18 protein-coding genes and 2 pseudogenes are annotated in these 22754 nt (G+C 56.6%); 12 read left to right on the top strand and 8 right to left on the bottom strand.

Annotated elements, in window-relative coordinates; genetic code table 11:
- Positions 1-246 precede the first annotated feature (246 nt).
- Positions 247-1029: a hypothetical protein gene (locus GHO41_RS20350; RefSeq protein WP_153434485.1), complete on the top strand. Its 783-nt coding sequence runs from the start codon at positions 247-249 to the stop codon at positions 1027-1029.
- Positions 1030-2249: 1220 nt separating this feature from the next.
- Positions 2250-3580, top strand: a pseudogene (locus GHO41_RS20345) (IS4 family transposase).
- A gap of 92 nt (positions 3581-3672) precedes the next feature.
- On the opposite strand, the gene GHO41_RS20340 reads toward GHO41_RS20345, so the two are convergent.
- From GHO41_RS20340 to GHO41_RS20330, 3 genes and pseudogenes are all read right to left on the bottom strand, one after another.
- Positions 3673-3981 (bottom strand): BrnA antitoxin family protein, encoded by a 309-nt coding sequence (locus tag GHO41_RS20340; RefSeq protein WP_153434484.1) that lies wholly within the window; start codon positions 3979-3981, stop codon positions 3673-3675.
- Positions 3959-4234 (bottom strand): BrnT family toxin, encoded by a 276-nt coding sequence (locus tag GHO41_RS20335; RefSeq protein ID WP_153434483.1) that lies wholly within the window; start codon positions 4232-4234, stop codon positions 3959-3961. The genes GHO41_RS20340 and GHO41_RS20335 overlap by 23 nt, the downstream gene beginning before the upstream one ends.
- Before the next feature lie 108 nt (positions 4235-4342).
- Positions 4343-4519: pseudogene (locus GHO41_RS20330) on the bottom strand (site-specific integrase); the annotation flags it as partial.
- 103 nt (positions 4520-4622) lie between these two features.
- On the opposite strand from GHO41_RS20330, the gene dusA reads away from it, so the two are divergent.
- Positions 4623-5633, top strand: a complete 1011-nt coding sequence (gene dusA, locus GHO41_RS20325; RefSeq protein WP_153434482.1) for a tRNA dihydrouridine(20/20a) synthase DusA — start codon at positions 4623-4625, stop codon at positions 5631-5633.
- A 70-nt stretch (positions 5634-5703) separates the two neighbouring features.
- Here the strand turns inward: dusA and rssC are convergent, their stop codons facing one another.
- The 3 genes from rssC to GHO41_RS20310 form a co-directional block, all read right to left on the bottom strand.
- A complete protein-coding gene (gene rssC, locus GHO41_RS20320) occupies positions 5704-6186 on the bottom strand; it encodes an anti-sigma factor antagonist RssC (protein ID WP_048370295.1) in 483 nt (160 codons plus the stop codon).
- Positions 6183-7367 (bottom strand): two-component system response regulator RssB, encoded by a 1185-nt coding sequence (gene rssB, locus GHO41_RS20315; protein WP_048370293.1) that lies wholly within the window; start codon positions 7365-7367, stop codon positions 6183-6185. The genes rssC and rssB overlap by 4 nt, the downstream gene beginning before the upstream one ends.
- A 341-nt stretch (positions 7368-7708) precedes the next feature.
- Complete coding sequence (locus GHO41_RS20310) at positions 7709-8398, bottom strand: VacJ family lipoprotein (RefSeq protein ID WP_048370292.1); 690 nt, start codon at positions 8396-8398, stop codon at positions 7709-7711.
- A gap of 233 nt (positions 8399-8631) precedes the next feature.
- Between GHO41_RS20310 and GHO41_RS20305 the strand changes: the two genes are divergently transcribed.
- Complete coding sequence (locus tag GHO41_RS20305; RefSeq protein WP_048370290.1) at positions 8632-8895, top strand: DUF4404 family protein; 264 nt, start codon at positions 8632-8634, stop codon at positions 8893-8895.
- A 78-nt stretch (positions 8896-8973) separates the two neighbouring features.
- On the opposite strand, the gene GHO41_RS20300 is transcribed toward GHO41_RS20305, so the two are convergent.
- The gene (locus tag GHO41_RS20300; RefSeq protein ID WP_153434481.1) at positions 8974-13830 is read right to left on the bottom strand and encodes an NAD-glutamate dehydrogenase; all 4857 of its coding nucleotides are present in this window, start codon (positions 13828-13830) and stop codon (positions 8974-8976) included.
- A 497-nt stretch (positions 13831-14327) separates the two neighbouring features.
- On the opposite strand from GHO41_RS20300, the gene GHO41_RS20295 reads away from it, so the two are divergent.
- Both GHO41_RS20295 and GHO41_RS20290 read left to right on the top strand, forming a co-directional pair.
- Positions 14328-14684, top strand: a complete 357-nt coding sequence (locus GHO41_RS20295; protein ID WP_153327959.1) for a hypothetical protein — start codon at positions 14328-14330, stop codon at positions 14682-14684.
- A gap of 42 nt (positions 14685-14726) precedes the next feature.
- Positions 14727-15476 carry an amidohydrolase family protein gene (locus GHO41_RS20290; RefSeq protein ID WP_153434480.1) on the top strand — a complete coding sequence of 250 codons (750 nt, stop codon included), beginning with the start codon at positions 14727-14729 and terminating at the stop codon, positions 15474-15476.
- Here the strand turns inward: GHO41_RS20290 and GHO41_RS20285 are convergent.
- Complete coding sequence (locus GHO41_RS20285) at positions 15461-16303, bottom strand: DMT family transporter (protein ID WP_153434492.1); 843 nt, start codon at positions 16301-16303, stop codon at positions 15461-15463. The two genes, GHO41_RS20290 and GHO41_RS20285, sit on opposite strands and share 16 nt — an antisense overlap.
- Before the next feature lie 132 nt (positions 16304-16435).
- Here GHO41_RS20285 and GHO41_RS20280 point away from each other — a divergent pair, with 132 nt between their 5' ends.
- The 6 genes from GHO41_RS20280 to GHO41_RS20255 form a co-directional block, all read left to right on the top strand.
- Positions 16436-17338 (top strand): LysR family transcriptional regulator, encoded by a 903-nt coding sequence (locus tag GHO41_RS20280; RefSeq protein WP_153434479.1) that lies wholly within the window; start codon positions 16436-16438, stop codon positions 17336-17338.
- 433 nt (positions 17339-17771) lie between these two features.
- Positions 17772-18731, top strand: coding sequence for a MoxR family ATPase (locus tag GHO41_RS20275; protein ID WP_016780594.1), 960 nt, complete (start codon positions 17772-17774; stop codon positions 18729-18731).
- A 2-nt stretch (positions 18732-18733) separates the two neighbouring features.
- Positions 18734-19678 (top strand): DUF58 domain-containing protein, encoded by a 945-nt coding sequence (locus GHO41_RS20270; RefSeq protein WP_048370278.1) that lies wholly within the window; start codon positions 18734-18736, stop codon positions 19676-19678.
- Complete coding sequence (locus tag GHO41_RS20265; RefSeq protein ID WP_153434478.1) at positions 19675-20169, top strand: DUF4381 domain-containing protein; 495 nt, start codon at positions 19675-19677, stop codon at positions 20167-20169. The genes GHO41_RS20270 and GHO41_RS20265 overlap by 4 nt, the downstream gene beginning before the upstream one ends.
- On the top strand, positions 20162-21238 hold the full coding sequence (locus tag GHO41_RS20260; protein ID WP_153434477.1) for a VWA domain-containing protein: 1077 nt from the start codon (positions 20162-20164) through the stop codon (positions 21236-21238). The genes GHO41_RS20265 and GHO41_RS20260 overlap by 8 nt, the downstream gene beginning before the upstream one ends.
- Positions 21235-22754 (top strand): tetratricopeptide repeat protein (locus GHO41_RS20255; protein WP_153434476.1); only part of this gene is annotated, 1520 nt, incomplete at its 3' end. The genes GHO41_RS20260 and GHO41_RS20255, both read left to right, overlap by 4 nt.

Raw genomic sequence — 22754 nt, 5'->3', positions numbered from 1 at the left:
CAAATCGACCCCGAGTGCCCGTTGCGAATGGCTGCAGTCGGCCATGGTAGACATTCGATGTATCTGTCAGAGCAACCTAATTAAGGTTGGCGCTTTATCTTCGCTCATTCGGAGCACTGGGTGAAATACTCACTACCCATCCATAGTCAGGATTTAATTTTTTGATCTAGCCAAAAAAATGGCACCATGCCATTATTTGGCGTTGTGTGAGTTTAATAAATTTTGAAGATTTTTAACAGCGATAGTATGAGTATATTATTTAGCGCTCTCGGCACTCCGATGACACAGGAGCAGTACGCTCAAGAATGGAAAGTCGATGCTGAGCATATTTCGGGTGATGGTCATTATTCTTGGATGACAGAGCAACTTTGGTCGCAGAATCTGGTTGTCGAAATTGGATGCGGTGCTGGTGCAAGCACCTTGGCTATAGCCAAAAAAGTAGAGTCATATGTATTGAGTCAATACCTGACTCTCGTGGAACTTTGTGAAGAAAACCTTCTGGCTAACAATGTAAGCGTTCAAGCTGTAAAAATTTCTGAACTAGCAGAAGCAAAAAGCCAAGTAGTAATTGTTAATTGCGATATCTTTGAATCTTCAATTGAAAGCCACTTAAAAACCATGAGGCCCGAGGCTATTGTTTGCTGGTTAATTGGCGCAGCGCCAGAATTTATAGCAAAGAATATATATAAAGACCTTGAAGATTTCACGGATGTCGAGATGGCATTTTACCGAAAAAAGCTGCACAAAAGAGCCTATGAACTTGGCTCAAATATTCTCGATCCAAAGGGCGTTATCCACATTGTAGAGCGTATTAAGATTCGATCTTGGAATGAAAAATACTCTGCGAGAACAGCCGTAGTAGAAATGCACAACGAATTGGCTAGCGCTGACTATTTAGTCAGCAAAAGTAATGCTTACCTGCGACGAACACTAAAGGGTGTAAGTAGGTCGTCTATTTCATTGGTGAGCGTTGATAGATTTAATGAAGCTATTGAGGCGCTTTCGTCCATCAAGTCTGTTCGTAAATAAAAGACGAACCTAATAAGAATATGATGCAATGACAATGCTTTGCGCCCTGCATCTTAATATTTTAGCATTTACAGATTTTATATTTTTTGTAAACACGCTTGATATGAGTCTTTCATATTATTTAGACAAGCAGATCGACTGCTATTGGCCGTTTGCTGCCCTTCATTATGACCAGGTTAGCGTCGTTTTCTGTCAGTCTACCAAACTAAACAGCTCGTGCAATACATGCCTTGTAGCAAGTCATAGCCCTTCTCCCTATCACTTTCACACCACTCAAATCCTGCGACAGCGCTCGTCTGGCCGATGAAGCCACATTTGCATAGTTACTCCACGGTGATTATCGCGGGTACCTGTCGCTCCAATCCCAACATCGCCTGCAAACGCCAACATCTGACGCTGTGTGGGCGAGAGTGCGAGCACGTGAGTGTAAAGGCCGTGGATATGCGCAATTCAGTAGAGCTTCACGCGCCCCCCATATAGGCATCACACGTTTTCATGTTGACCCACGGGAAAGAGGTTAGGAAGGTTAGTTTTTTGCTGGATGCCCTGAAAGCCTTGCCTGTCATGGCTTTTAAAGGGTTTGACAAGGTTAGCTTTTCGGTTAGGTATGGTTATTTCCTAACCTTTATAACTGTTAAATATTCAATATATTAATTCTTTTAAAAACATAGATTTACGAACTCCTAAATTTTAAACTAACCCAACCTAACCCATCAAAGTTAGGCCTCTAGCCCAGCAAATACGGGCCTTCCAAGTCATAACACCCACCTCGAAAAAAAACTTACCTCTTTCCCGTGGCACTTACAGAAATCAGGCGTCCGTGCGTGCTTATAAGCTTTGCGCAAAACCTTCACCCTCGCAGGGTTTCGCAGGTTTCTGCCTCCTCCAAATTACCAGGCAAGCGCCCAGCCTGGCCCACCGCGAGTAGTCCGCAGGGGTGCAGAAAAAACGGCCCATTTAGCCCGCAGGCGAGGTGGGGGGACGACGGCGCGCGCCAGGGTAAACTCGTCTACTCCAAAACAACTGATCCAGTCGGTGCTGCCTTACCCTTTCTTACAGCTCTCACGAGGCTCCATCATCGTGTTGTGATCGTGACCCCGCACCTTTCTCGCAGATAACAAAAAGCCGCCTCATGGGCGTAATGCTGTTCACTTAAGCATTTGAGTCCAAGCCGGGGTTCCTAGAAAATCCGATGCCAGATATCTGGCATCGGATTTTTTATGTCTGTTCAACAGCACCTACTCGACCTCGGCGACCTTTTCAACTTCTCTGACTTGAGTACCTTCACTCAAAATATCCCTGTTGAGTGGGTGGCATCTGCCTTGGATCTCTCCAGTCAGGCAACCATCAGACGACGTCGCTTGCCCGCCGATCAAGTGCTCTGGCTTGTGCTCGGCATGGCGCTGTTTCGTGACGAACCGGTGCATGAGGTCGCGAGACGGCTGAACATCTGCGCCCAAGGCCTAGCAACCGATCATCTGCTGGCCCGTAGCGGTGTGACAGAGGCCCGAAAGCGGCTAGGTGCCGATCCTGTCGAATGGCTATTTCGCAAAACCGGTATTCAATGGGGCTCTGAGCGTTACAGCGACGATGCTTGGCAGGGTCTGCAAGTGTTTGCCGTGGACGGTGCCCTGTTACGCACCCCGGGTACGCCCGAACTGCGCGATCATTTCGGCTCTGGAAATACACCGACCGAACGTCAGACACCTTTTCCAATGCTGCGTCTGGTGGCGCTGATGAATGTTCGCTCGCACCTGATACTGGATGCTCAACTGAGTCCTTATCGACGCAGCGAAATGCGTTTGGCTGATGAGTTTCTGGGGCAGATCTCCGACCACTCGATTACTCTTTTCGACAAGGGCTTCTGGAGTGCCGACTTGATGCTTCGCCTTAGTGGCCAAGGGATTGACCACCATTGGCTGACCCCTGCACGCAAGAATCTGGTCAGCGAAGAAGTGGTTCCTACGGGAAACATGACCGTTTGGTGCGTATGAAAGTGTCGCCGCAAGCGAGAAAACGTAATCCAGACTTGCCGACTCACTGGGAGGTACGGAGGGTCAATTACGAAGTGCAGGGCAAGTTGAAAACAGTCATGACATCGCTGCCAGCGGCCACGTATAGCACCAATGCCGTCGCCAAGCTTTATCAGGAACGATGGGAAATCGAGTTGGGGTTCAGGGATATCAAAAGCTCGATGCAGCAGAACGCAATGACCTTGCGCAGCAAGAAGATCGACTTGGTTTATCAGGAGGTCTGGGGCTTGTTGCTTGCCTACAACGTAATCCGCCGTGAGGCGAGCCAGGCTGCAGTGGCTTTTGGTCGAGCACCGTCAGATATCCGGTTCAAGCCAGCCTGCCAATACATCGCCGTTCAGTTGATCGTGATGGCCGCAGCCAATCCGATTTCTGCAACGGGCAGACGATTGGCGGAGCTTAGGGCGGGTGTTGGGGGGATGTTTCTGAATCACCGCCCGAGGCCTTCAAGGCCCAGGACGGTGAAGATATCAAAGACCCGGTTTCCGGTGGATCGTAAAGCTGCTCCGCTTAAGTGAACAGCATTAGCCTCATGGGCGGCTCAGTAGCGCGATGACGTTGATTAATCACACAGCAACCTCACAGGCGCTGGTGAAATCTTATCCAGTGCTTATGCCTTCAACTCATCAGGTTTATGTGTTTTAAGCCAGTCAGCCAATGCGGCGTTCATCCGGGTTTGCCAACCAGGACCTGATGCCTTGAATTGAGCCAGTACGTCCGAATCAAGGCGAACATTGACGTGCTCTTTGGTGGTCGCCGACTTTGGCCGTCCGCGCTTCGGTTTGAGCATTTCCTTTGCCTGGGCGTTGCCAAACAACCCCGCCAACACATCGCTAGCTGGCTTGGCCTTGGCGAAATCTTCGGCCGACCATTCTGGGTTTACCGTATCGACCCTCTCAGGATTCAGTTTCTTGGTCATAGCTTTTGACCTCCCGTTTGTTGGCTTTACGAAAACTGATGACATGGACAGCATCACCACGAGGGGTAAACACCACGACATGCAGTCGATCACCTATGAACCCCATAGCCCGATATCGGCACTCGCCGTAGTCGAATCGATCATCTTCCACGATCAAAGCGGTGGACCACTCAAAGTCCCAAACCTGGGCAAATGAGAGTCCACGCTCTTCAACGTTTCGTGCATCTTTAGCTGGATCATAAGTAATCTGCATAGAATTAATGTAGCCACAATAATTAGCACACACAAGATATCCATTGGTTATCCCGACCAGAGGTTTTCTGCCAGCTCATAAAAACCCGCCCGATACTTCTTCATACAGTAGCGCACCAAGCTCATCCAACTGCGTCTCGCGCTTACGCGCCCACACTTGGGCGGCCTGTTTACGGGCGAAAGTCTGGCTCTCTTGGTAGACTTGCACTCCGTCGCGCTTGATGCGGATCTGAGCCGTATAGCTCACCGTCCCATCTGCCAGTTTTCTTGCCCTGATGGTCGCCATATCGAGAGTGGTACGCGTCAGTTTTTGAGTGGTACATCGTACCACCGAGCCCCCAAAAACGCCTGAAAACGCCCCAAAACACGCCCAGAACACGTTGAATAAAATGCTAGATAAACACAGCTGTAGCCCAGCAGAATCAAGCCCTGCGCTGTCCCGCCGCTTCAGTGTGGCGCCCATGATGGACTGGACTGACCGCCATTGCCGCTTCTTCCTGCGGCTGATGTCCAAACATGCACTGTTGTACACCGAGATGGTCACCACCGGTGCTTTGCTGCACGGGGATGCCGAGCGGTTTTTGCGGCATGACGATACTGAGCATCCGTTGGCATTGCAGTTGGGCGGCAGTACGCCTGCGGATTTGGCGGCGTGTGCGCGTTTGGCGCAGGCGGCGGGTTATGACGAGGTGAATCTGAATGTCGGCTGCCCGAGTGATCGGGTGCAGAACAATATGATTGGCGCGTGTTTGATGGCTCATCCGGTGCTGGTCGCCGACTGTGTGAAGGCGATGCGCGATGCGGTGTCGATTCCGGTGACGGTCAAGCACCGGATCGGGATCAATGGCCGTGATAGCTACGCGCAGTTGTGCGAATTTGTCGGCACGGTGCGTGATGCCGGTTGCGAAAGCTTTACGGTGCATGCGCGTATCGCGATTCTGGAAGGGCTTTCACCGAAAGAAAACCGTGATATCCCGCCGCTGCGCTATGACGTTGTAGCTCAGTTGAAGGCTGATTTCCCGGAGCTGGAGATTGTCCTTAACGGCGGTATCAAGACGCTGGAGGAATGCCACGCACATTTGCAGGTATTTGATGGTGTGATGCTGGGCCGTGAGGCGTATCACAACTCGTATCTGCTGGCGGAGGTCGATCAGCAACTGTTTGGCAGCGCAGAGCCGGTTATCACCCGTGCGCAGGTGCTGGAGCAGCTAAGGCCGTATATCGCTGCGCATATCGCCTCGGGCGGTTCGATGCATCACATCACGCGGCATATTCTGGGCTTGGGTCAGGGCTTCCCTGGCGCGCGACGCTTCCGTCAGTTGCTGTCGGCGGATATCCATAAAGCCAAGGATCCGCTGGCGCTGCTGGATCAAGCCGCCGAGTTGCTGGAAGGTCGCTAAAAAACGGGCAAGCAAAAGGGGCCGTTCCTGTACAGGACGGCCCCTTTTTGCTGTGCGTGTCATCTATGACTCAATGGCGCTCGAGCGCGTTCACCAGGTCATGAAAGGCTTCACGGTTGGAATCATTGAGGCCCATCAGGATTTTGTGCGCTTCAAGCACCTTGACCCGCACCACGTCTTCAGTCTCGTCTTGCGACGGCAAGTCTGTGAGGCACTCAGGGCAAGGTATTGGTCTGTTGATGATGTTGAAGACCTGATCGAAGCCCATCGACTGCAACAATCGGGTGATGTCTTCGTGGGTGGTCACGACCGTCGGCAACAGGCCTATTTTTTGGCGCGACAAAATCGACAGTTTCGCCAGCAAGCCCAATGTGGTGCTGTCGATACTGCGAGTCTCTGTCAGGTCAATCACGATGGCCGTAAAGTTGCGCGCCGTGAAGATCCTTTCGATTGTCGCATCCAGTGCTGAACACAGTGTCAGACGCACTTCACCGACAAACTTCAGGACGAAGGTGCCGTCCTGTTCGGCGAACTGAATTCTACCGGTACTCATGTAAGATTCCTGCTTAACACCATCAGGGCGATATCATCCGGCATCTCCCCTAGCGTAGCTAATCCAAAAACCTGGCGCAGACCATCCAGGCTGCCACCCGCTGCTTTTACCAATTGAGGTAGAGCAGCTTCTTTCTCTTTGAGTGTAGGCTCGGCCAAAAGGTCCAAAATTCCGTCAGACATCAACGTCAGGCTGAATGTCTCAGGCAATTTCAGCACCTGATCTTCGTAAGTGGCCTCGTTGAACAGGCCGACCGGCAACCCTCGCCCTTCCAGATACGTCACGCTGTCCGGGGTATAAAGCACCGGTAATGGCAGGTGCCCACCGATGCTGTAGGTCAGCAGGCCGGTCTCTTGGTCAATCACACCGCCGACCATAGTCACATGCTTGCCCAGCTTGCAGTTGATCAAGCCACGGTTGATGTGCGCGAGCACTTCAGACGGTTTGAACTCAGGCAAAGTGCCATTGCGCTTGGATTCAAATAGCAGACGCGTGGTCATGAACTTGAGCAACACGGTCACGAACGCTGAAGACGCGCCATGGCCAGAAACATCCGCCAGGTAAAACGCTACCCGACGCTCATCGACCTTGAAATAGTCGACGAAATCGCCCGACAAATACAACGACGGAATAATCTGGTGCGCGAAGTCGAATCCGTCGAGCGACCAAGGGCTGGTAGGCAGCATGTTCATCTGCACCTGCCGCCCGGCGTTCTGGTCTTCCTGCAGCAAGTGCAGGCTGGCTTCAAGCTCGCGGTTGGCAGATTCCAGCTTCTCGCGGTAGCGCTGGTTCTCGTGCAATAACCGGGCGCGGTCCAGCGCTCGATGCACGGAGTGCTCCAGCACCGCCAAGTCTTCAAGCGGTTTGATCAGGTAGTCGGCGGCACCCAGACGCAGAGCTTCGACCACATCGCTCATCACACCGGCGCCCGAAATCACGATCACCGGGGTCTGTGCCGAGCGCTGGGCGACCTGGCGAATCAACTCCAGGCCGCTCATTTGCGGCATGCGCAGATCGCAGATCACTAAGTCCGGTTGCTCTTGCTCGAACACCTTGAGACCTTGCACGCCATTACTGGCCTGCAGGACGCTGAAGCCGCTGTCTTCCAAATAGGCTGCCAAACTGGCACGGACTACTTCGTCGTCATCAATGATCAGCAGCGTGGCACTGGTTTTTTGCATGTGGGCAAACGGCGCCAGAATTAGGTTTGCGTCAGGGCTCGAACACATCGGGCCCAACGACTGAATAGGCTTTTGAACATCCCTCGTCAGAACGATTGTTTTAATCATTCCTGCAAAGGTGCTCGTGTAAGGCGCAGACGGTACTCCCATCTGCGGGGGGTTTCAAGCTCAGGCCGATAGCGGCTTGACGTGTTCACCCGGTTAAATTCCCTCGGGTTATAAGAACATCGTAAACAGCAACTAAAACCTTGGTTTAAACGCCCTTAAAGATGCATTTTTTTCATGAACTTGCATGCAAAAAACGGCCATAAAGGCCGTTTTTTGTGGGCAGGGTGAATGACTTAAAAGTCGTCTTCAACCTCGCCGTCTTTGATTCTGAACTCACGGTTTTGCAGGTACGCGTTACGAATAAAGACGTACTTGTCGCCGGTGATCAGTTTTTCTGCCGACAACAGGCTGGCACGCGCATCGATCACATCCATGCCGATCGCCATGTTGCGCGCCGGAATATCGTTCATGTAGCGGTATGGCTTGGTGAAGGAGTCCGGGTAGATACCGGCTGCGTCACGCACGGTGCTTGGGCCCAGCAGCGGCAAGACCAGATAAGGACCGCTTGGCAGGCCCCAACGGCCCAGCGTCTGGCCGAAGTCTTCGTCGTTGCGTTGCAGGCCCATTTTGGTGCCCACATCAAAGAAGCCACCAATACCGAAGATGGTGTTCATCAACATACGCGAGGTGTCGACAGCTGCGGCGTGAGGCTTGCCTTGCAACACGTCGTTGGCCAGGTTGCGCACATCGCCGATGTTTCGGTACATGTTGTGAATGCCGTCTTGCAGAAACTGCGGCGTGATGAACTGGTAACCCTGAGCAATCGGCTTCAAGGCATAGGTATCAAGCGTGTCGTTAAACGTGAATATGGCACGGTTGAAACCTTCCCACGGGTCAGCCTCGGTGGCCGCATTGGCAGCAAACGGTGCCATTGACACAGTGGCACACAGGCCAATTTGAGCAAGACGCTTGGTCCAGCGCATAGCAAAACTCCTTGAGAATACGTATCACTTGGGCGCTACGCCCTGGGGTCAGGCGATGAGTATAACGGCAATTGCATTTTTGACAGCCCCCTAAGCAGAGTTGGAGTGATGCTGGCCGATTTGATAGAGATCATGCACTCTAAGCGCGACTGGATTAATCTAGACGCCCGCTTGTTGATCTTTTGCGCTCCTCGAAGGTCTACAACAGTGCCTATCAATAAAGGATGAATGCTATGCCTGCCCGCGAACTGCAAGAACAACTCAATACCTTGCGCGAGCAACTGGACCAGAATCCGCCGCTCAATGAAGAACAACGCGAGCATCTAAACGATCTGGCCAAGCAGATTGAAGCCGAGATTGCTCTGGAAAAAGCCACTAACGACAGCAGCCTGGCTGACAACGTCAATCTCGCCGTTGAGCGTTTTGAAGTTGAACATCCATCGCTGGCGGTCACTCTGCGCAATATCGTGCAGACCTTGGGCAGCATGGGCATCTAACGCTCGCTCAGCTACCAGAAACAAAAAAGCCCCGGCTCAGTTCTACTGAGCCGGGGCTTTGTTTTACTGCTCAGGCTGTCAGAGCCCTGTTTGACCGCTCAATGCCAGATCCAGCAGTTCACGGTTGGCCACGGCATACATCGCGTAATCGTTGCCGGTAGCCGCACGCAGGTCGACCAGCATCGAACGCCAGCGCTCAACCATCGACTGGTTCTGCTCAAGCCACAAAGCTACACGTGCTTCGATTTCAACCGGGGCATCAGCCATCTGCAACACCGACACGGTGATTGCGCGCTGCTGCCAGTCGATGTCATCACGGAAGGCCTCGCGGGCCAGCGCTTGCCAGTTGTTCTCCACCGGCAAGTTGCTGATCTGCTGCAAGTACCAGGTCAGGTCCAGTGCGCTGCCCACGGCAAAATACGCCTTGGCCACATCCGCGGCATTCTGGCCGGTGACGTCAGACGCCTCGATGATTGGCAGCAAGGTGTACAGGTGCGTGGTGCCTGCCACCATGCGCGACAGCAACTCCGGCACGCCCGCATCAACGTAGGCCTGATAACGGGTCTCCCAGCCTTCACGGGTCGGGCCTTCCAGCAGTTCGTTGAGCTTGAGGCCCAACGCGGCCAGATGCGGACCGAAGTGCGCAACATCGCGCGCTGCGTCCAGCTCGTTACGGCGGCTGCGCAAGAACCAGCGGGTGGCACGACGGCCCAGGCGCATCAGTTCGTCCATCAATGCCAGCTGAATTTCGGCCGGCACTTGATAGTCCAGCGCTTCGATCTGACGGAACCAGTGCGGGAGGTGGAAAATGTCACGCACGATGACATAAGCCCCGGCCACATTGGCCGCGCTCATGCCGGTCGACTCTTTCAGGCGCTCCACAAAGGTGATGCCCATGTGGTTGACCAGGTCGTTGGCGATCTGCGTGCTGACAATCTCGCGCTTCAAGCGGTGACGGCGCATGGCTGCGGCAAACTTGTTGACCAGCATCGGCGGGAAGGCCGTTTCCATGTCGCGGGTCAGGTAGTCGTCATCCGGCACCTGGGAGTTAAGCAACGCTTCCTTGAGGTCGATCTTGCTGTACGAGATCAAGACCGACAGTTCAGGGCGCGTCAGCCCATGACCTGCAGCCACGCGCTCGTTGAGCTGCTCTTCAGACGGCAGGAACTCAATGGCGCGGTCCAGCTTGCCACGGGATTCCAGGTCGTTCATCAGGCGTTTGTATTCAGCAATGCGCTCATAGGCACGACGCGCTGCCAGAGAAATGGCCTGCGTCTGCTTATAGTTGTTGCCCAATACCAGCGCGCTCACTTCGTCAGTCATGCTGCCGAGCAGTTGGTTGCGCTGTTTCTCGGTCATATCGCCTGCCTGCACCACTTCATTGAGCAGGATCTTGATATTCACTTCGTGGTCAGAGCAGTCCACGCCGCCGGCATTGTCGATAAAGTCTGTGTTCGAGCCGCCGCCGTTCAGGCCAAACTCCACACGGCCCAGTTGGGTCATACCGAGGTTACCGCCCTCGCCCACCACCTTGCAGCGCAACTCGTTGCCATTGACGCGCAGCGCATCGTTGGCCTTGTCACCCACATCGGCATGGCTTTCCGTGCTGGCCTTGACGTAAGTACCGATACCGCCGTTCCACAACAGGTCTACCGGGGCCTTGAGCAAGGCATTGAGCAGCTCGGTCGGGGTCAGTTTGTCGGCAGTGATCGCAAAGCGCTCTTTCATCTGCGGTGAGATGGCGATGCTTTTCGCGCTACGGGAGAAGATCCCGCCGCCCGCTGACATGATGCTGGTGTCGTAGTCTGACCAGGCTGAACGCGGCAGGTCGAACAAGCGCTGACGCTCGGCAAAGCTGTTGGCCGGCTCAGGATTTGGGTCGATAAAGATGTGCAGGTGGTTAAAGGCCGCAACCAGCTGCAATTTGTCAGACATCAACAAGCCATTGCCGAACACGTCACCGGCCATGTCGCCGACGCCCACCACGCTGATGCTGTCTTGCTGGACGTTGATCCCGCGTTCTCTGAAGTGACGCTGCACGCCCACCCAGGCACCACGGGCGGTAATGCCCATTTTCTTGTGGTCATAACCGGCCGAACCGCCCGATGCGAAGGCGTCACCCAGCCAGAAGCCGTAGTCAATGGCAATGCCATTGGCAATGTCCGAGAAAGTAGCCGTGCCTTTGTCCGCCGCGACCACCAGGTACGGGTCATCGTCGTCATGACGCACCACGTTCAACGGCGGCACCAGCGCGCCATCCTTAAGGTTGTCAGTGATGTCCAGCAGGCCGGAAATGAAGATGCGGTAGCAAGCGATGGCTTCAGCCTGTACTTCATCACGGCTACCGCCCAGTGGCAGGCGACGCGGAACAAAACCGCCCTTGGCCCCTACCGGCACGATCACCGAGTTCTTCACTTGTTGGGCTTTTACCAGGCCCAGCACTTCAGTACGGAAGTCTTCTTCACGGTCCGACCAGCGCAAGCCACCACGGGCAACGTTGCCGAAACGCAAGTGAACGCCTTCAACTCGAGGCGAATAGACAAAAATTTCAAACTTCGGCACCGGCTTGGGCAGCTCTGGAATCAGGTGCGGATTGAACTTGAAGCTGAAATACGAACGGTTCTGGCCGTTGGCATCCGGCTGGTAGAAGTTAGTTCGCAGGGTGGCTTTGATCAGGTCCAGATAACGTCGCAGGATGCGGTCTTCGTTGAGCACCTGAACGTCGTCCAGTGCGGTCAGAATCGCCTGCTCCAGACGCTGTTGCTTGTCTTCCAGGTCTTCGGCGGTCAGCTTGCGCGCCAGATAGAAGCGGGTCTTGAACAACCGGGTCAATTCGCGGGCGATGTCGGTGTGGTTGTTCAGGGTGCTGGCGATGTAGCCCAGATCGAAGCCCAGGCGGATCTGCTTCAAGTAACGCGCATAAGCCCGCAGCAACGCCACATCACGCCACGGCAAACCGGCCGTCAGCACCAGGCGGTTGAACGCATCGTTCTCGGCATCGCCCTGGACGATATGCACGAAGGCATCCTGCAGTGTGTCGTTGAGCTGCTGGATATCCAGGTTCAAGCCTTCGCCAGCGGTAAAGGCAAAGTCATGGATCCAGAACTCACGGCCATTGGCGTGACGCAGGCGGTACGGGAACTCGCCCAATACGCGCAAGCCAAGGTTTTCCAGAATCGGCAATACGTCAGACAACGCCAACGGCGTATCGGCGTGGTACAGCTTGCAATGCAGTTCCTGCCCGGCACTTTGGCCCAGCGGCTGGTAGAAACTCATCACCAGCGGTTTCTTTTCGCTGAGGTTGGACAAGTGCTGCATGTCCACCACCGCCGAGTGCGCGGCAAAGCGCTCGCGGTAACCTGCCGGGAAGCCTTTCGGGAAGTCTGCCAGCACCTTGGTGCCATTGGCTTCACCGAAGCTTTCAACCACCAGGCTGGCGTAGTCGTCGTTCCAGCTGCGGCACGCCTGAACTACTTCTTTTTCCAGCAACAGCGGGTCAATGTCGATGCGGTTTTTCGGGTCAACCCGCAGAATCAACTGAACCCGCGCCAGCACGGACTCCGAGAAGAAGGTCCAAAACTCGCAGTCCGACGCTTGCAGACGGTCCATCAGCACTTGCTGAATCTTCTGTCGCACTTCGGTGGAGTACACGTCACGCGGCACGTAGGCCAGGCAGTAGCAGAAACGCCCATACGGGTCTTTGCGCAGGAACACGCGGATCTTGTTGCGCTCCTGGATTTGCACAATCGACATCACGGTGCTGAACAGCTCATCCACCGGGGTCTGGAACAAGTCATCACGGGGCAGGACTTCCAGCACCTGCGCCAGCTCTTTGCCCAAGTGAGCTTTGGCCTGGAAGCCAGAACGGCGCTCGATCTCGTCCACTTTGCGACGGATATAAGGAATCACTCGCACGCTTTCGCCATACACCGACGAGGTGTACAAGCCCATAAAGCGGCATTCCTTGATCACTTTGCCATCTGCGTCGATCTGGCGGATCGACACGTAATCCGGGTATGCCGGGCGGTGCACGCGGCTCGGGTGGGCAGCCTTGGTGAACGACAGCAGGGTCGGCTCACGCAAGTAGCTCACCGCATAATCTTCGATACGCAGGTCTTCAGCGGTCAAGCCGACGCGCAGCAGCTTGGTCAGGCCGAGGAACGACTGCGGGTCATATTCGATATGACCGCCGTCTGCCTCGTCACGTACCACAAACTCTTCATAGCCCAGGAAGGTGAAGTGGTTGCCCAGCAACCACTCCAAAAAGCTCTTGATCTCGGCTTTTTCACCTGCATCCACGGCATATGGGCAGTTATCGACACTGGCCAGCAGCTCCCTGACCTTTGCCTTCATCGGCTCAAAGTCAGCCACGGCAATGCGCACTTCACCCAGAACCTGCTCCAGCTCCTTGCTCAGTACATTCAATTCAGCGGCGTTCGAGCAGCGGTCAATCTCCAGGTACATCAACGACTCTTGCGCGATGCCTTCACCGGTAGTGCCTTTGGGCAGAATTTCCAGCAGCTCGCCCTTGCTGCCACGACGCACGCTCAATACGGTGGTTTGCAGGGTGTGGATGCTGTAACCACGGCGGTTCAGCTCGGTACGCACCGAGTCCACCAGAAACGGCAAATCGTGATGCAACACTTCAACCGCGGTGTGGGTTGATTGCCAGCCATGACGCTCGTAATCGGGGTTGAACACCCGCACTTGCGGCTGGTCCGGGTCAAAGCGCTCCAGCAACCGCCAGGCCGACAGGGTGCAGCCGGCGAGATCGGACATGCGCCGTTGGGTGAGTTCGTCCAGTGAAATGATGCCGAAGAATTGCTCAGCAAACAGGGCTACTTGTGGCAGAGCCTGCTCACTGACGTGCTGGGCCAGTGCAGATTGCAGTTGATGCTGGAAGTCGGCTTTGCTGGCTGCGGTGAAGAACGCCATCTGTGGTACTCCGCTTGGGCTTGTTATTGAGAGAAGCGTCGCGTGCTATTCCCGCTTGGGGGAGCTGTCACTACTGTGCTCAACCTTCAAGAACACAGCGTGACAGGGAGGTGAAGCTGGCTGAAACCCTGAGGTCACAACATTATTCCGGGATGCTTATCGGTAAAAACGACTGCCAGGTCCACAGGCTGCATGTTTAGCGATAACCATCAACAACGCAGCTTAACGACTGCATCGCCCGGCCTGCTTGCGGTGCGGCGACATATTCGGTCATGGGGCGGCAATCTTGTGACCCGGACAGGAACAACCCTAGCAGTGGACACTCATATAACTTCATAAAAAAGCCTTAATTTCTGTCGGCAGTATCAGAAATATCTGACACGAAATAACAGGCCATCAGCCACCTACCCAGATTGAGCCAGCATAAAAACGCGAGGGCTGGCAAAATCGCCGCTTGATCAGTGATTAGATGCGCTCAGCGCCAGGAATTCCCCACCATGCAAATGACCACCGCCCTGCTCATGGCCAACCCGTGTGACGACGAAGAAGACAACATGGCCATGCTGTGCTGCCACAACGACAAGGGCGAAATGTTTCTGATGTCACGCTATCCGGACGAGGACGAGCTGGAAATCACCCTGGATGATGAGCCCTCCAGCCTCGACGGCGTAAAGGTCACACTCAGCCCGACTCGCCTGCTGATCGAAGTGGCGCCCGACGATGCCGACGTGCTGAACGGCAGCGACCATCTGGAGATCCTCCATAGCACCGATGCCGATGAACTGGCCGAGATCGAGCAAACCCTGAAAAACATTCTCGACGGCACCGGTACCTACATCAGCGAATTAAACTGACCCGCTACAGCCCGAACCCGCACACCGACAGGTATGACCGCCATGCGCCAACTCTTCGATGCCCACTGCCACATCATCGACAAGGCTTATCCGCTGATTCCCAATAACGGCTACGTGCCAGACTTTTTCAGCGTTGATGATTACCTCGCGCGTACCCGCGATCTGGGCGTCGTCGGGGGCGCGGTGGTTTCAGGCTCGTTTCAGGGCTTTGATCAAACCTACCTGATCGCCGCACTCAAACGCTTGGGCGCAGGCTTTGTCGGCGTCACCCAACTGCCCGCCAGCGTCACTGACGCCGAGCTTGAAGCGTTGAACCAGCACGGCGTTCGTGCCCTGCGCTTCAACCTCAAGCGCGGCGGCTCAGAGCAGCTCGACCAACTCGAATCACTGGCCAAGCGCGTCTACGACTGCGTGGGCTGGCATTCAGAGCTGTACATCGACTCTCGGGAACTGGCGCCGTTGTACGAACGTTTGCTGCGATTGCCAGCGCTGAGCATCGACCATCTGGGGCTGAGCCACGAAGGTTTGCCGGCTTTGCTGCGCCTTGCCGAGCACGGGGTACGCATCAAGGCCTGTGGTTTTGGCCGGGTTGACTTCGACGTACCGCAGGTACTTAAAGACATTCACGCGGCCAACCCGAGCGCCTTGATATTCGGCACTGATTTACCGTCAACCCGCGCACCAAGAACCTTTGAAAACAATGATATAGACATTGTAGTTAATACTTTGGGTGAAACCGGGGCACAAAAAGTACTGTGGCAAAATGCCCGGAATTTTTATCGTCTGGACTGAGGTTCGCGGCTCATCGCAATCACGCTCCCCAGCACAATAGCCGCCCCCGCAATCACTCCGGCTGAAACTTCACTGCCCAACACACCCGCCGCCAACGCCATGGCGACGGGCGGGATCAGATACATCACACTGACCGAACGGCTGACTTGGGTGTGATTCAGTACAAAGCCCCATAACAGGTACGCCAACGCACTGGGAAACAAGCCAAGGATCAACACCGCCACATTCACACGGACCGGCGCCTTGAGCACCTCGTCCGTCAGCCCTGGCCAGTACACGCAGAGCAGCAGCGTGCCGCCCCAGACCATGTAACACACAATGGTTAACGGGCTGTAGCGAGTAGAAATGTGCTTTTGCAGCACGAAATAGATGCTCCAGGACAACGCCGCCAGTAACAGCACCAGGCCCTGCGGGTGGAACTCACCCACGCCTTTATCGCCCCAGATCACTACCACGACCCCGAGCAAGCCAACCGCGACCCACAACCAACGCCAGCCGCTGACGCGCTCCTTGAGGCACGCCGCCGCAATAAATGTGCTGAACAACGGCGCGGTTTGCGCCAGCACACTGGATGCACCGGGGCTGACCCAACGCTGACCCATGTTCAACGCCATGTGGTGCAACGCCACGGCGAACAACCCCAACAGCATCAACCAGGGCGCATCCCGCAGCCGAGGCACGCCAATGCCGATAAACAGCGCAATCAACGCCATAAACAGCGATGCAATTAAAAACCGCAGCAAAGCCAGATGCCCCGGCGAGTAGCTTTCCAGCCCGATATGGATGCCGATCGGTGAATAGGCCCAACACAACACGACAGCCGCCATGGCCGCGGCAAGTTTGAAAGGTAACGACACGTTAGTGATCCTGAACCCATTGAAGTGGTGTTCAGTGTTTATCGCGCTCACGTGGGGCCACAAGTGAGATATAAAGAGCCCAGAATTCATCAGGAGTGAACAATGGAGCTCAGCCAGTTGCGCATGGTCAAGGCCGTGGCAGAGTGCGGCAGCATTGCGCTGGCCGCCGAACAGTTGCATTGCGTACCGTCGAACATCACCACTCGCATCAAGCAACTGGAAAGCGAACTGGGCACCGCACTGTTCACCCGCGCCGGTCGCGGCTTGCGCATCAGCGCAGCCGGGCAGGTTTTTTTGGGCTATAGCGAGCAGATTCTGGCGCTGGTCGATCAGGCCAAACGCGCGGTTGCGCCCCAGGCCGTGCCCGCCGGCAAGCTGCGCATTGGCGCAATTGAGTCCTGTGCAACTGGCCGACTGCCGCCCTTGCTCGCCGATTACCATCAGCGCTACCCGCAGGTCACACTTGAGTTGGTCACCGGCAAATCAAAACAACTGCTCGATGACGTTAAACATCACCGACTCGACGGGGCCATGGTTGCCGGCTCAATCACTCAAACAAAACTATCTAAAACAATGCTTTACAACGAACATCTAGTGTTGATTGCGAGCCCTAAACTGGTGCCGCTTGCGCAACTGGCTGACGTGCACCGGCATACCGTGTTTATGTGGCCGCCCGGCTGCCCTTACCGTGCGGCGCTGGAAAACTGGGTGGCGGAACACGGGCTGGAAGTCAGCAAAATCGACTACGCCAATTGGGGCAGCATCATTGGTTGTGTCAGTGCTGGCGCAGGCTTGGCGCTGATACCTGAAGGCATGCTTCAGCAGTTTGGCGCCTGCGCGCAACTGGTCACTTACCGCTTCCCTGAACTTGCGCCCATGCCCAACCTGTTTTTCTGGCACAGCGAAACCGCCTCGCATGCCGCACGCGACGCTTTTGCTGCACTGCTGGCAGAGCATTTTCCCGTAGCAGTTGCCGAGCCTGCGAGGCTACGTCCGATTGCATAGCGATCGTAAACACAGAGCACTGCGCCTATCTGACACACCACGTTCGCTGGTTTAACGACGACTTCGTCGCCGGACGCAGCCTCGCAAGCTCGTCAGCTGCTACAGGCTCACAAAACGCAAAAAATCCCGTAGCGATAGTAAATACAGAGCACTCCATCTATCTGACCCACCGCGCTCGCTGACCTAACGACGCCTTAGTCGCCGGACGCAGCCTCGCAGGTTCGTCAGCGGCTACAAGAGCCAAATTGCGACTACTGACACCCGGTAGACGCCACCCAAATGAACACTATTCTCAACAACCTGTCTGATTTGGTTTTTTTGCACAAAAAGCCCGTCTGCGATTAGTCCGAAACCCTCGCAATGGATTAAAGTAACGCCCCCGGCAACGGCGTAATTTATACGGCGTTGCAGTCCTTTTCAGGAACAGTCATCGATGGAACATCGTGAAGCGCTACTGGCGCTGCGAACCTTTCTTTCAACGCAGATTCTCGGTCAAGAAAAACTCATTGACCGCTTGTTGATCGCGCTGCTGGCTGACGGCCATATGCTGGTCGAAGGCGCGCCCGGCCTCGCCAAGACCAAAGCCATCAAAGAGCTGGCGGAAGGTATCGAAGCGCAGTTCCATCGCATTCAGTTCACCCCCGACCTGTTGCCTGCCGACATCACCGGCACTGAAATCTATCGCCCCGAAACTGGCAGCTTTGTCTTCCAGCAGGGCCCGATCTTCCACAATCTGGTGCTGGCCGACGAAATCAACCGGGCTCCGGCAAAAGTGCAGTCGGCTCTGCTTGAGGCGATGGCCGAGCGCCAGGTCAGCGTCGGGCGCAGCACTTACGAGCTGTCACCGCTGTTTCTGGTCATGGCCACGCAAAACCCCATCGAGCAAGAAGGCACCTACCCGCTGCCAGAAGCCCAGCTCGACCGTTTTCTGATGCACGTGAAAATTGGCTTCCCCGACGCAGCCGTAGAGCGCCGTATCCTGCAACAGGCCCGTGGCGAAGCCCTCAACGGTGAAACCAAGCCTGAACGCCGGGTCAGCCAACAGGCCATTTTTGCCGCCCGCAAGGAAATCCTCGGGCTGTACATGGCCGATGCGGTAGAGGAATACCTGGTGCAATTGGTCATGGCGACCCGTACGCCCGGCAAATTCGACCCGGAAATGGCCGAGTGGATTGCCTACGGCGCCAGCCCCCGTGGCTCGATTGCCCTTGATCGCTGTGCCCGTGCACACGCCTGGCTCGCCGGTCGCGACTTCGTCAGCCCGGAAGACATCCAGGCCGTGCTGTTCGACGTGCTGCGCCACCGTATTATTTTGTCTTTCGAAGCCGAGGCGGCTGGCATTGACCAGGACCGCGTGGTGCAACGCATCCTTGACGTTGTTGCCGTTGCCTGACGATGACCGCCCTCCTGCCCGCCGAGCCCGGCATTCGTGTGACTCTCACCGAACTGATCGAGATGCGCCATCGCGTGCGCGAGGTGCAGCTGTTCTCCACCCCCGGCCACCGCAGCCCGCTGGTGGGCTTGCACCACTCCAAGCTGCGCGGGCGCGGGGTCGACTTCGATCAGGTACGGATTTATCAGGCCGGGGACGATGTCCGCACCATTGACTGGCGCGTCACCGCACGCACCCAGGAACCGCACACCAAGATGTTCCATGAGGAACGCGAACGGCCAATCTTCATCCTCGCCGAGCAAAGCCGTCGGCTGTTCTTCGGTTCAGGGCTGATGTTCAAGTCGGTGCTTGCTGCTCAAGCCGCGAGTCTGATTGGCTGGGCCGCACTGGGCCATAACGACCGGGTGGGCGGCCTGGTGTTTGGCGACCACGAGCATTACGAAATCAAGCCACGGCGCAGCAAGCAAAGCCTGCTGCAATTGCTCAACCGGCTGGTGCGGGTCAATCAGTCGCTGCACACCGAAGTCCAGTCAGACCGTGACGCACTGGGCATGGCCTTGATCCGCGCCCGCGAGGTGCTGCGCCCCGGCAGTCTGGTGGTGGTGATTTGTGATGAGCGGGCACTGACCGACGCCGCCGAACAGCAACTGAGCCTGTTATCACGCCATTGCGACCTGATTCTGCTGCCGTTGTCTGACCCTCTTGACCACGCCCTGCCAGCAGCCGGGCTGCTGCGCTTTGCCGAGCGCGGCGCACAGCTGGAACTGGACACGCTCAACTATGATTTGCGTCAGGCTTACCGTGCTCAGGCCGAAGCCCGTATCGCCCGTTGGGAGCTGCTCGCGCAAAAGCTGCGGGTATTGCTGATGCCCCTCAGCACGCAAAGCGAAATGATCGAACAACTGCGTGAGTTCCTGAACGCCAAACGCCCCGGCAAATCGTCATGAACGAACTCGAACACCTGCAACCGCTCATCACCCCGCCGGCGATTGGCTTGTGGCCACCGGCGCCGGGCTGGTGGTTGCTGCTGCTCCTGATTCCGGCTCTGGGCTGGGGTTTGTGGTGGTTGCGCCGTTATCTGCCTGCCAAACGCCAACTGGCCACCACCGAACAGCCCCTTGACCCGGTACGCGTAGCGGCTCTGGAAGAGCTGGCGCGGTTCAACAAACCTTACGATGGTGCGCCTGCCGGTGCCTGGCTGCAGCAACTCAACGGCCTGCTCAAACGCCTGTGCCGCAGCCACTACCCGTATAGCCAGAGCCATACCCTCAATGGTCGCAAGTGGCTGGCGTTTCTCGACAACCGCTGCCCGGCCGCCGGTTTGACCCGCTGGATGGTGCTGGTAGAAGGCGCCTACAAGCCCGAGTGCAAACTCGATGACAAGGCCATCGCCGGGCTCAATCAAGCGGTTGAAACCTGGATTCGCAAACATGTTTGAGTTCGCCTGGCCCTGGCTATTCGCCTTACTGCCACTGCCCTGGGTGATGCGCCTGGTGCTGCCGGCTGCCGACAGCGGTGAACCTGCACTTAAAGTCAGTTTTTTGGGCGATCTCGAAGAACTGGCCCGGCGCAAGGCGCGGCCCACCCTGCCTTCGCTGCGTCAGCAAATGCCGTATGTGTTGCTGTGGTTGTTGCTGCTGACCGCCGCAGCCCGCCCGCAATGGCTGGGCGAACCACTACCGATTGCCGCCAGCGGGCGCGATTTGTTGGTGGCCGTGGACGTCTCGGGCTCCATGGACTACCCGGACATGCACTGGCACAACGAGGACATCACCCGCCTCGATTCGGTGAAAAAGCTGCTGGGCGACTTTCTTGAACACCGTGAAGGCGACCGTGTCGGCCTGATCCTTTTCGGCAGCCAGGCGTATCTACAAGCGCCATTGACCTTTGATCGGCACACCGTGCGCACCTGGCTCGACGAAGCGCGCATCGGCATTGCCGGTAAAAACACGGCCATCGGCGACGCTATAGGTCTGGCCGTCAAGCGCCTGCGCCAACGTCCGGCGCAGAGCCGCGTGCTGATCCTGGTCACCGACGGCGCCAACAACGGCGGCCAGATCGATCCCTTGACCGCGGCCCGCCTGGCGGCTGAAGAAGGCGTCAGAATCTACCCGATCGGGGTCGGGTCCGACCCGCAAGAAAACACCGCCAAGGGTCTGTTCAGCATTAACCCGGGCGTGGACCTGGACGAGCCGGCCATGGAAGAAATCGCCCGCATTACCGGCGGCCGCTACTTCCGTGCCCGCGACGGCAACGAACTGTCCGTCATCAAAGACACCCTCGACCAACTTGAACCTGTCGCCCAGCAGCCCACTCAGGCACGCCCGGCGCAGGCGCTTTACAGCTGGCCTTTGGCTGGCGCACTGTTGCTCAGCGTGCTGCTGGTGATCCGCGAGCTATGGCCCAACCATCCGCTGCAACGTTTACTGAGCAAGGAACACTTTCTGCCTCAAAATCCTGACTGGCGCTCGCGGCTCAAACGCCTGCGCTTGCGGAGGCGCCGATGAGCGCGCTCTGGCCCCATTGGTTTCGCCCCGAATGGCTGCTGGCTCTGCCGCTGCTGTGCTGGCTGCTCTGGAAACTCTGGCATCGGCAAAAACGCGCCGGGCGCTGGCAGATGATCCTCCCCGAAGCCTTTCATCGCGTCTTGCTCAGCGGCGGTAATGGCCGCGACAGCAAACTGCCGTGGATTGCCCTCGGCCTGGCCTGGTTGCTGGCCCTGTTTGCCTTGCTCGGACCAAGCTGGGAACGAGTTGAACAGTCCGCGCAAAAACCGGCCGACCCGCTGGTAGTGATGCTTGAGCTAACCCCGCAAATGCTCGCGACCGACAGCCAGCCCAACCGCCTGGAACAGGCACGGCGCAAACTCTACGACCTGCTACAAAGTCGCAGTGATGCGCAAACGGCAATCATCGTCTACGCCGGTAGCGCCCATACGCTGGTGCCGCTGTCCGATGACATGGCCACCAGCCGCAACCTGCTCGAAGCGGTCAAGCCATCGATCATGCCGCAACCGGGTAATCGCGCCGACCTCGCCGTCAACAAAGCCCTCAAGCTGCTGGATCAAGGTGCACTGGGCGAAGGCCGACTTTTGCTGGTGACTTCATCGCTCAGCGAACAAGAGCGCGCTGGCATCCGCAAGGAACTGGACGGCCACACGCCGCCGCTGTTGGTACTTGGTGTCGGCACCCGTGAAGGCTCGCCGGTGGTCGAAGAAAACGGCGAGTTTCTGAAAGACGCCCAGGGCGCCATCCTCCTGCCGCGCCTCGACAGCCCGAGCCTGCGCGCCTTTGCAGAAGACGTAGGGGGAAGTTACCGACAAGCAAAGCTGGATGACAACGACCTGCGCGGCCTGGGTTTGCTCGATGGCCCGCAACATTTACGCGACGACGGCCAGACGCTGCGCCTGGACACCTGGTCTGACCAAGGCTACTGGCTATTGCTGCCACTGCTACTGCTGGCCGCGTGTGCGGGTCGTCGTGGCTGGCTGTTCTGCCTGCCGCTGCTCTTCATGCTGCCTCAACCCAGCTATGCCTTCAGCCTGACCGATCTGTGGTTGCGCCCCGACCAACAAGGCCAGCGCCTGCTGGAGCAGAAAAAACCGTTACAAGCCGTCGAACACTTCAAAGACCCTTTGTGGCAAGGTCTGGCGCTGTATCAGGCGGGCGACTACAGCGCGGCAGCTCAGCGCTTTGGCGAGGTCAACAGTGCCAGCGCACACTACAATCGCGGTAACGCATTGGCCATGAGTGGTGAACTCGAAGCGGCAGTTGACGCCTATGAGCAAGCACTGGAGCTGCAACCCGACCTGCAAGTCGCCGCGCAGAACAAAGCGCTGGTCGAGCAAGTGCTTGAGCAAAAACGCGAACAAGACACACCACCGCCGGACAAAGTGCCAGAAAAACCCGCCGAACCCGACGAAACCGATCCGTCCGTCAGCAGCAGTAATGCCACGACCACTGGCGAGAACGGCCAACATGATCAAAGCAGCGCGGCCACCGACCCGGCCGCCCATGCCAACCT

The sequence above is a fragment of the Pseudomonas sp. FSL R10-0399 genome (genome assembly GCF_009600165.1).
Lineage (GTDB): Bacteria > Pseudomonadota > Gammaproteobacteria > Pseudomonadales > Pseudomonadaceae > Aquipseudomonas > Aquipseudomonas helleri.
Note: the sequence above shows the minus strand (reverse complement) of the source record. Positions and strands in the feature narration are given on the sequence as shown.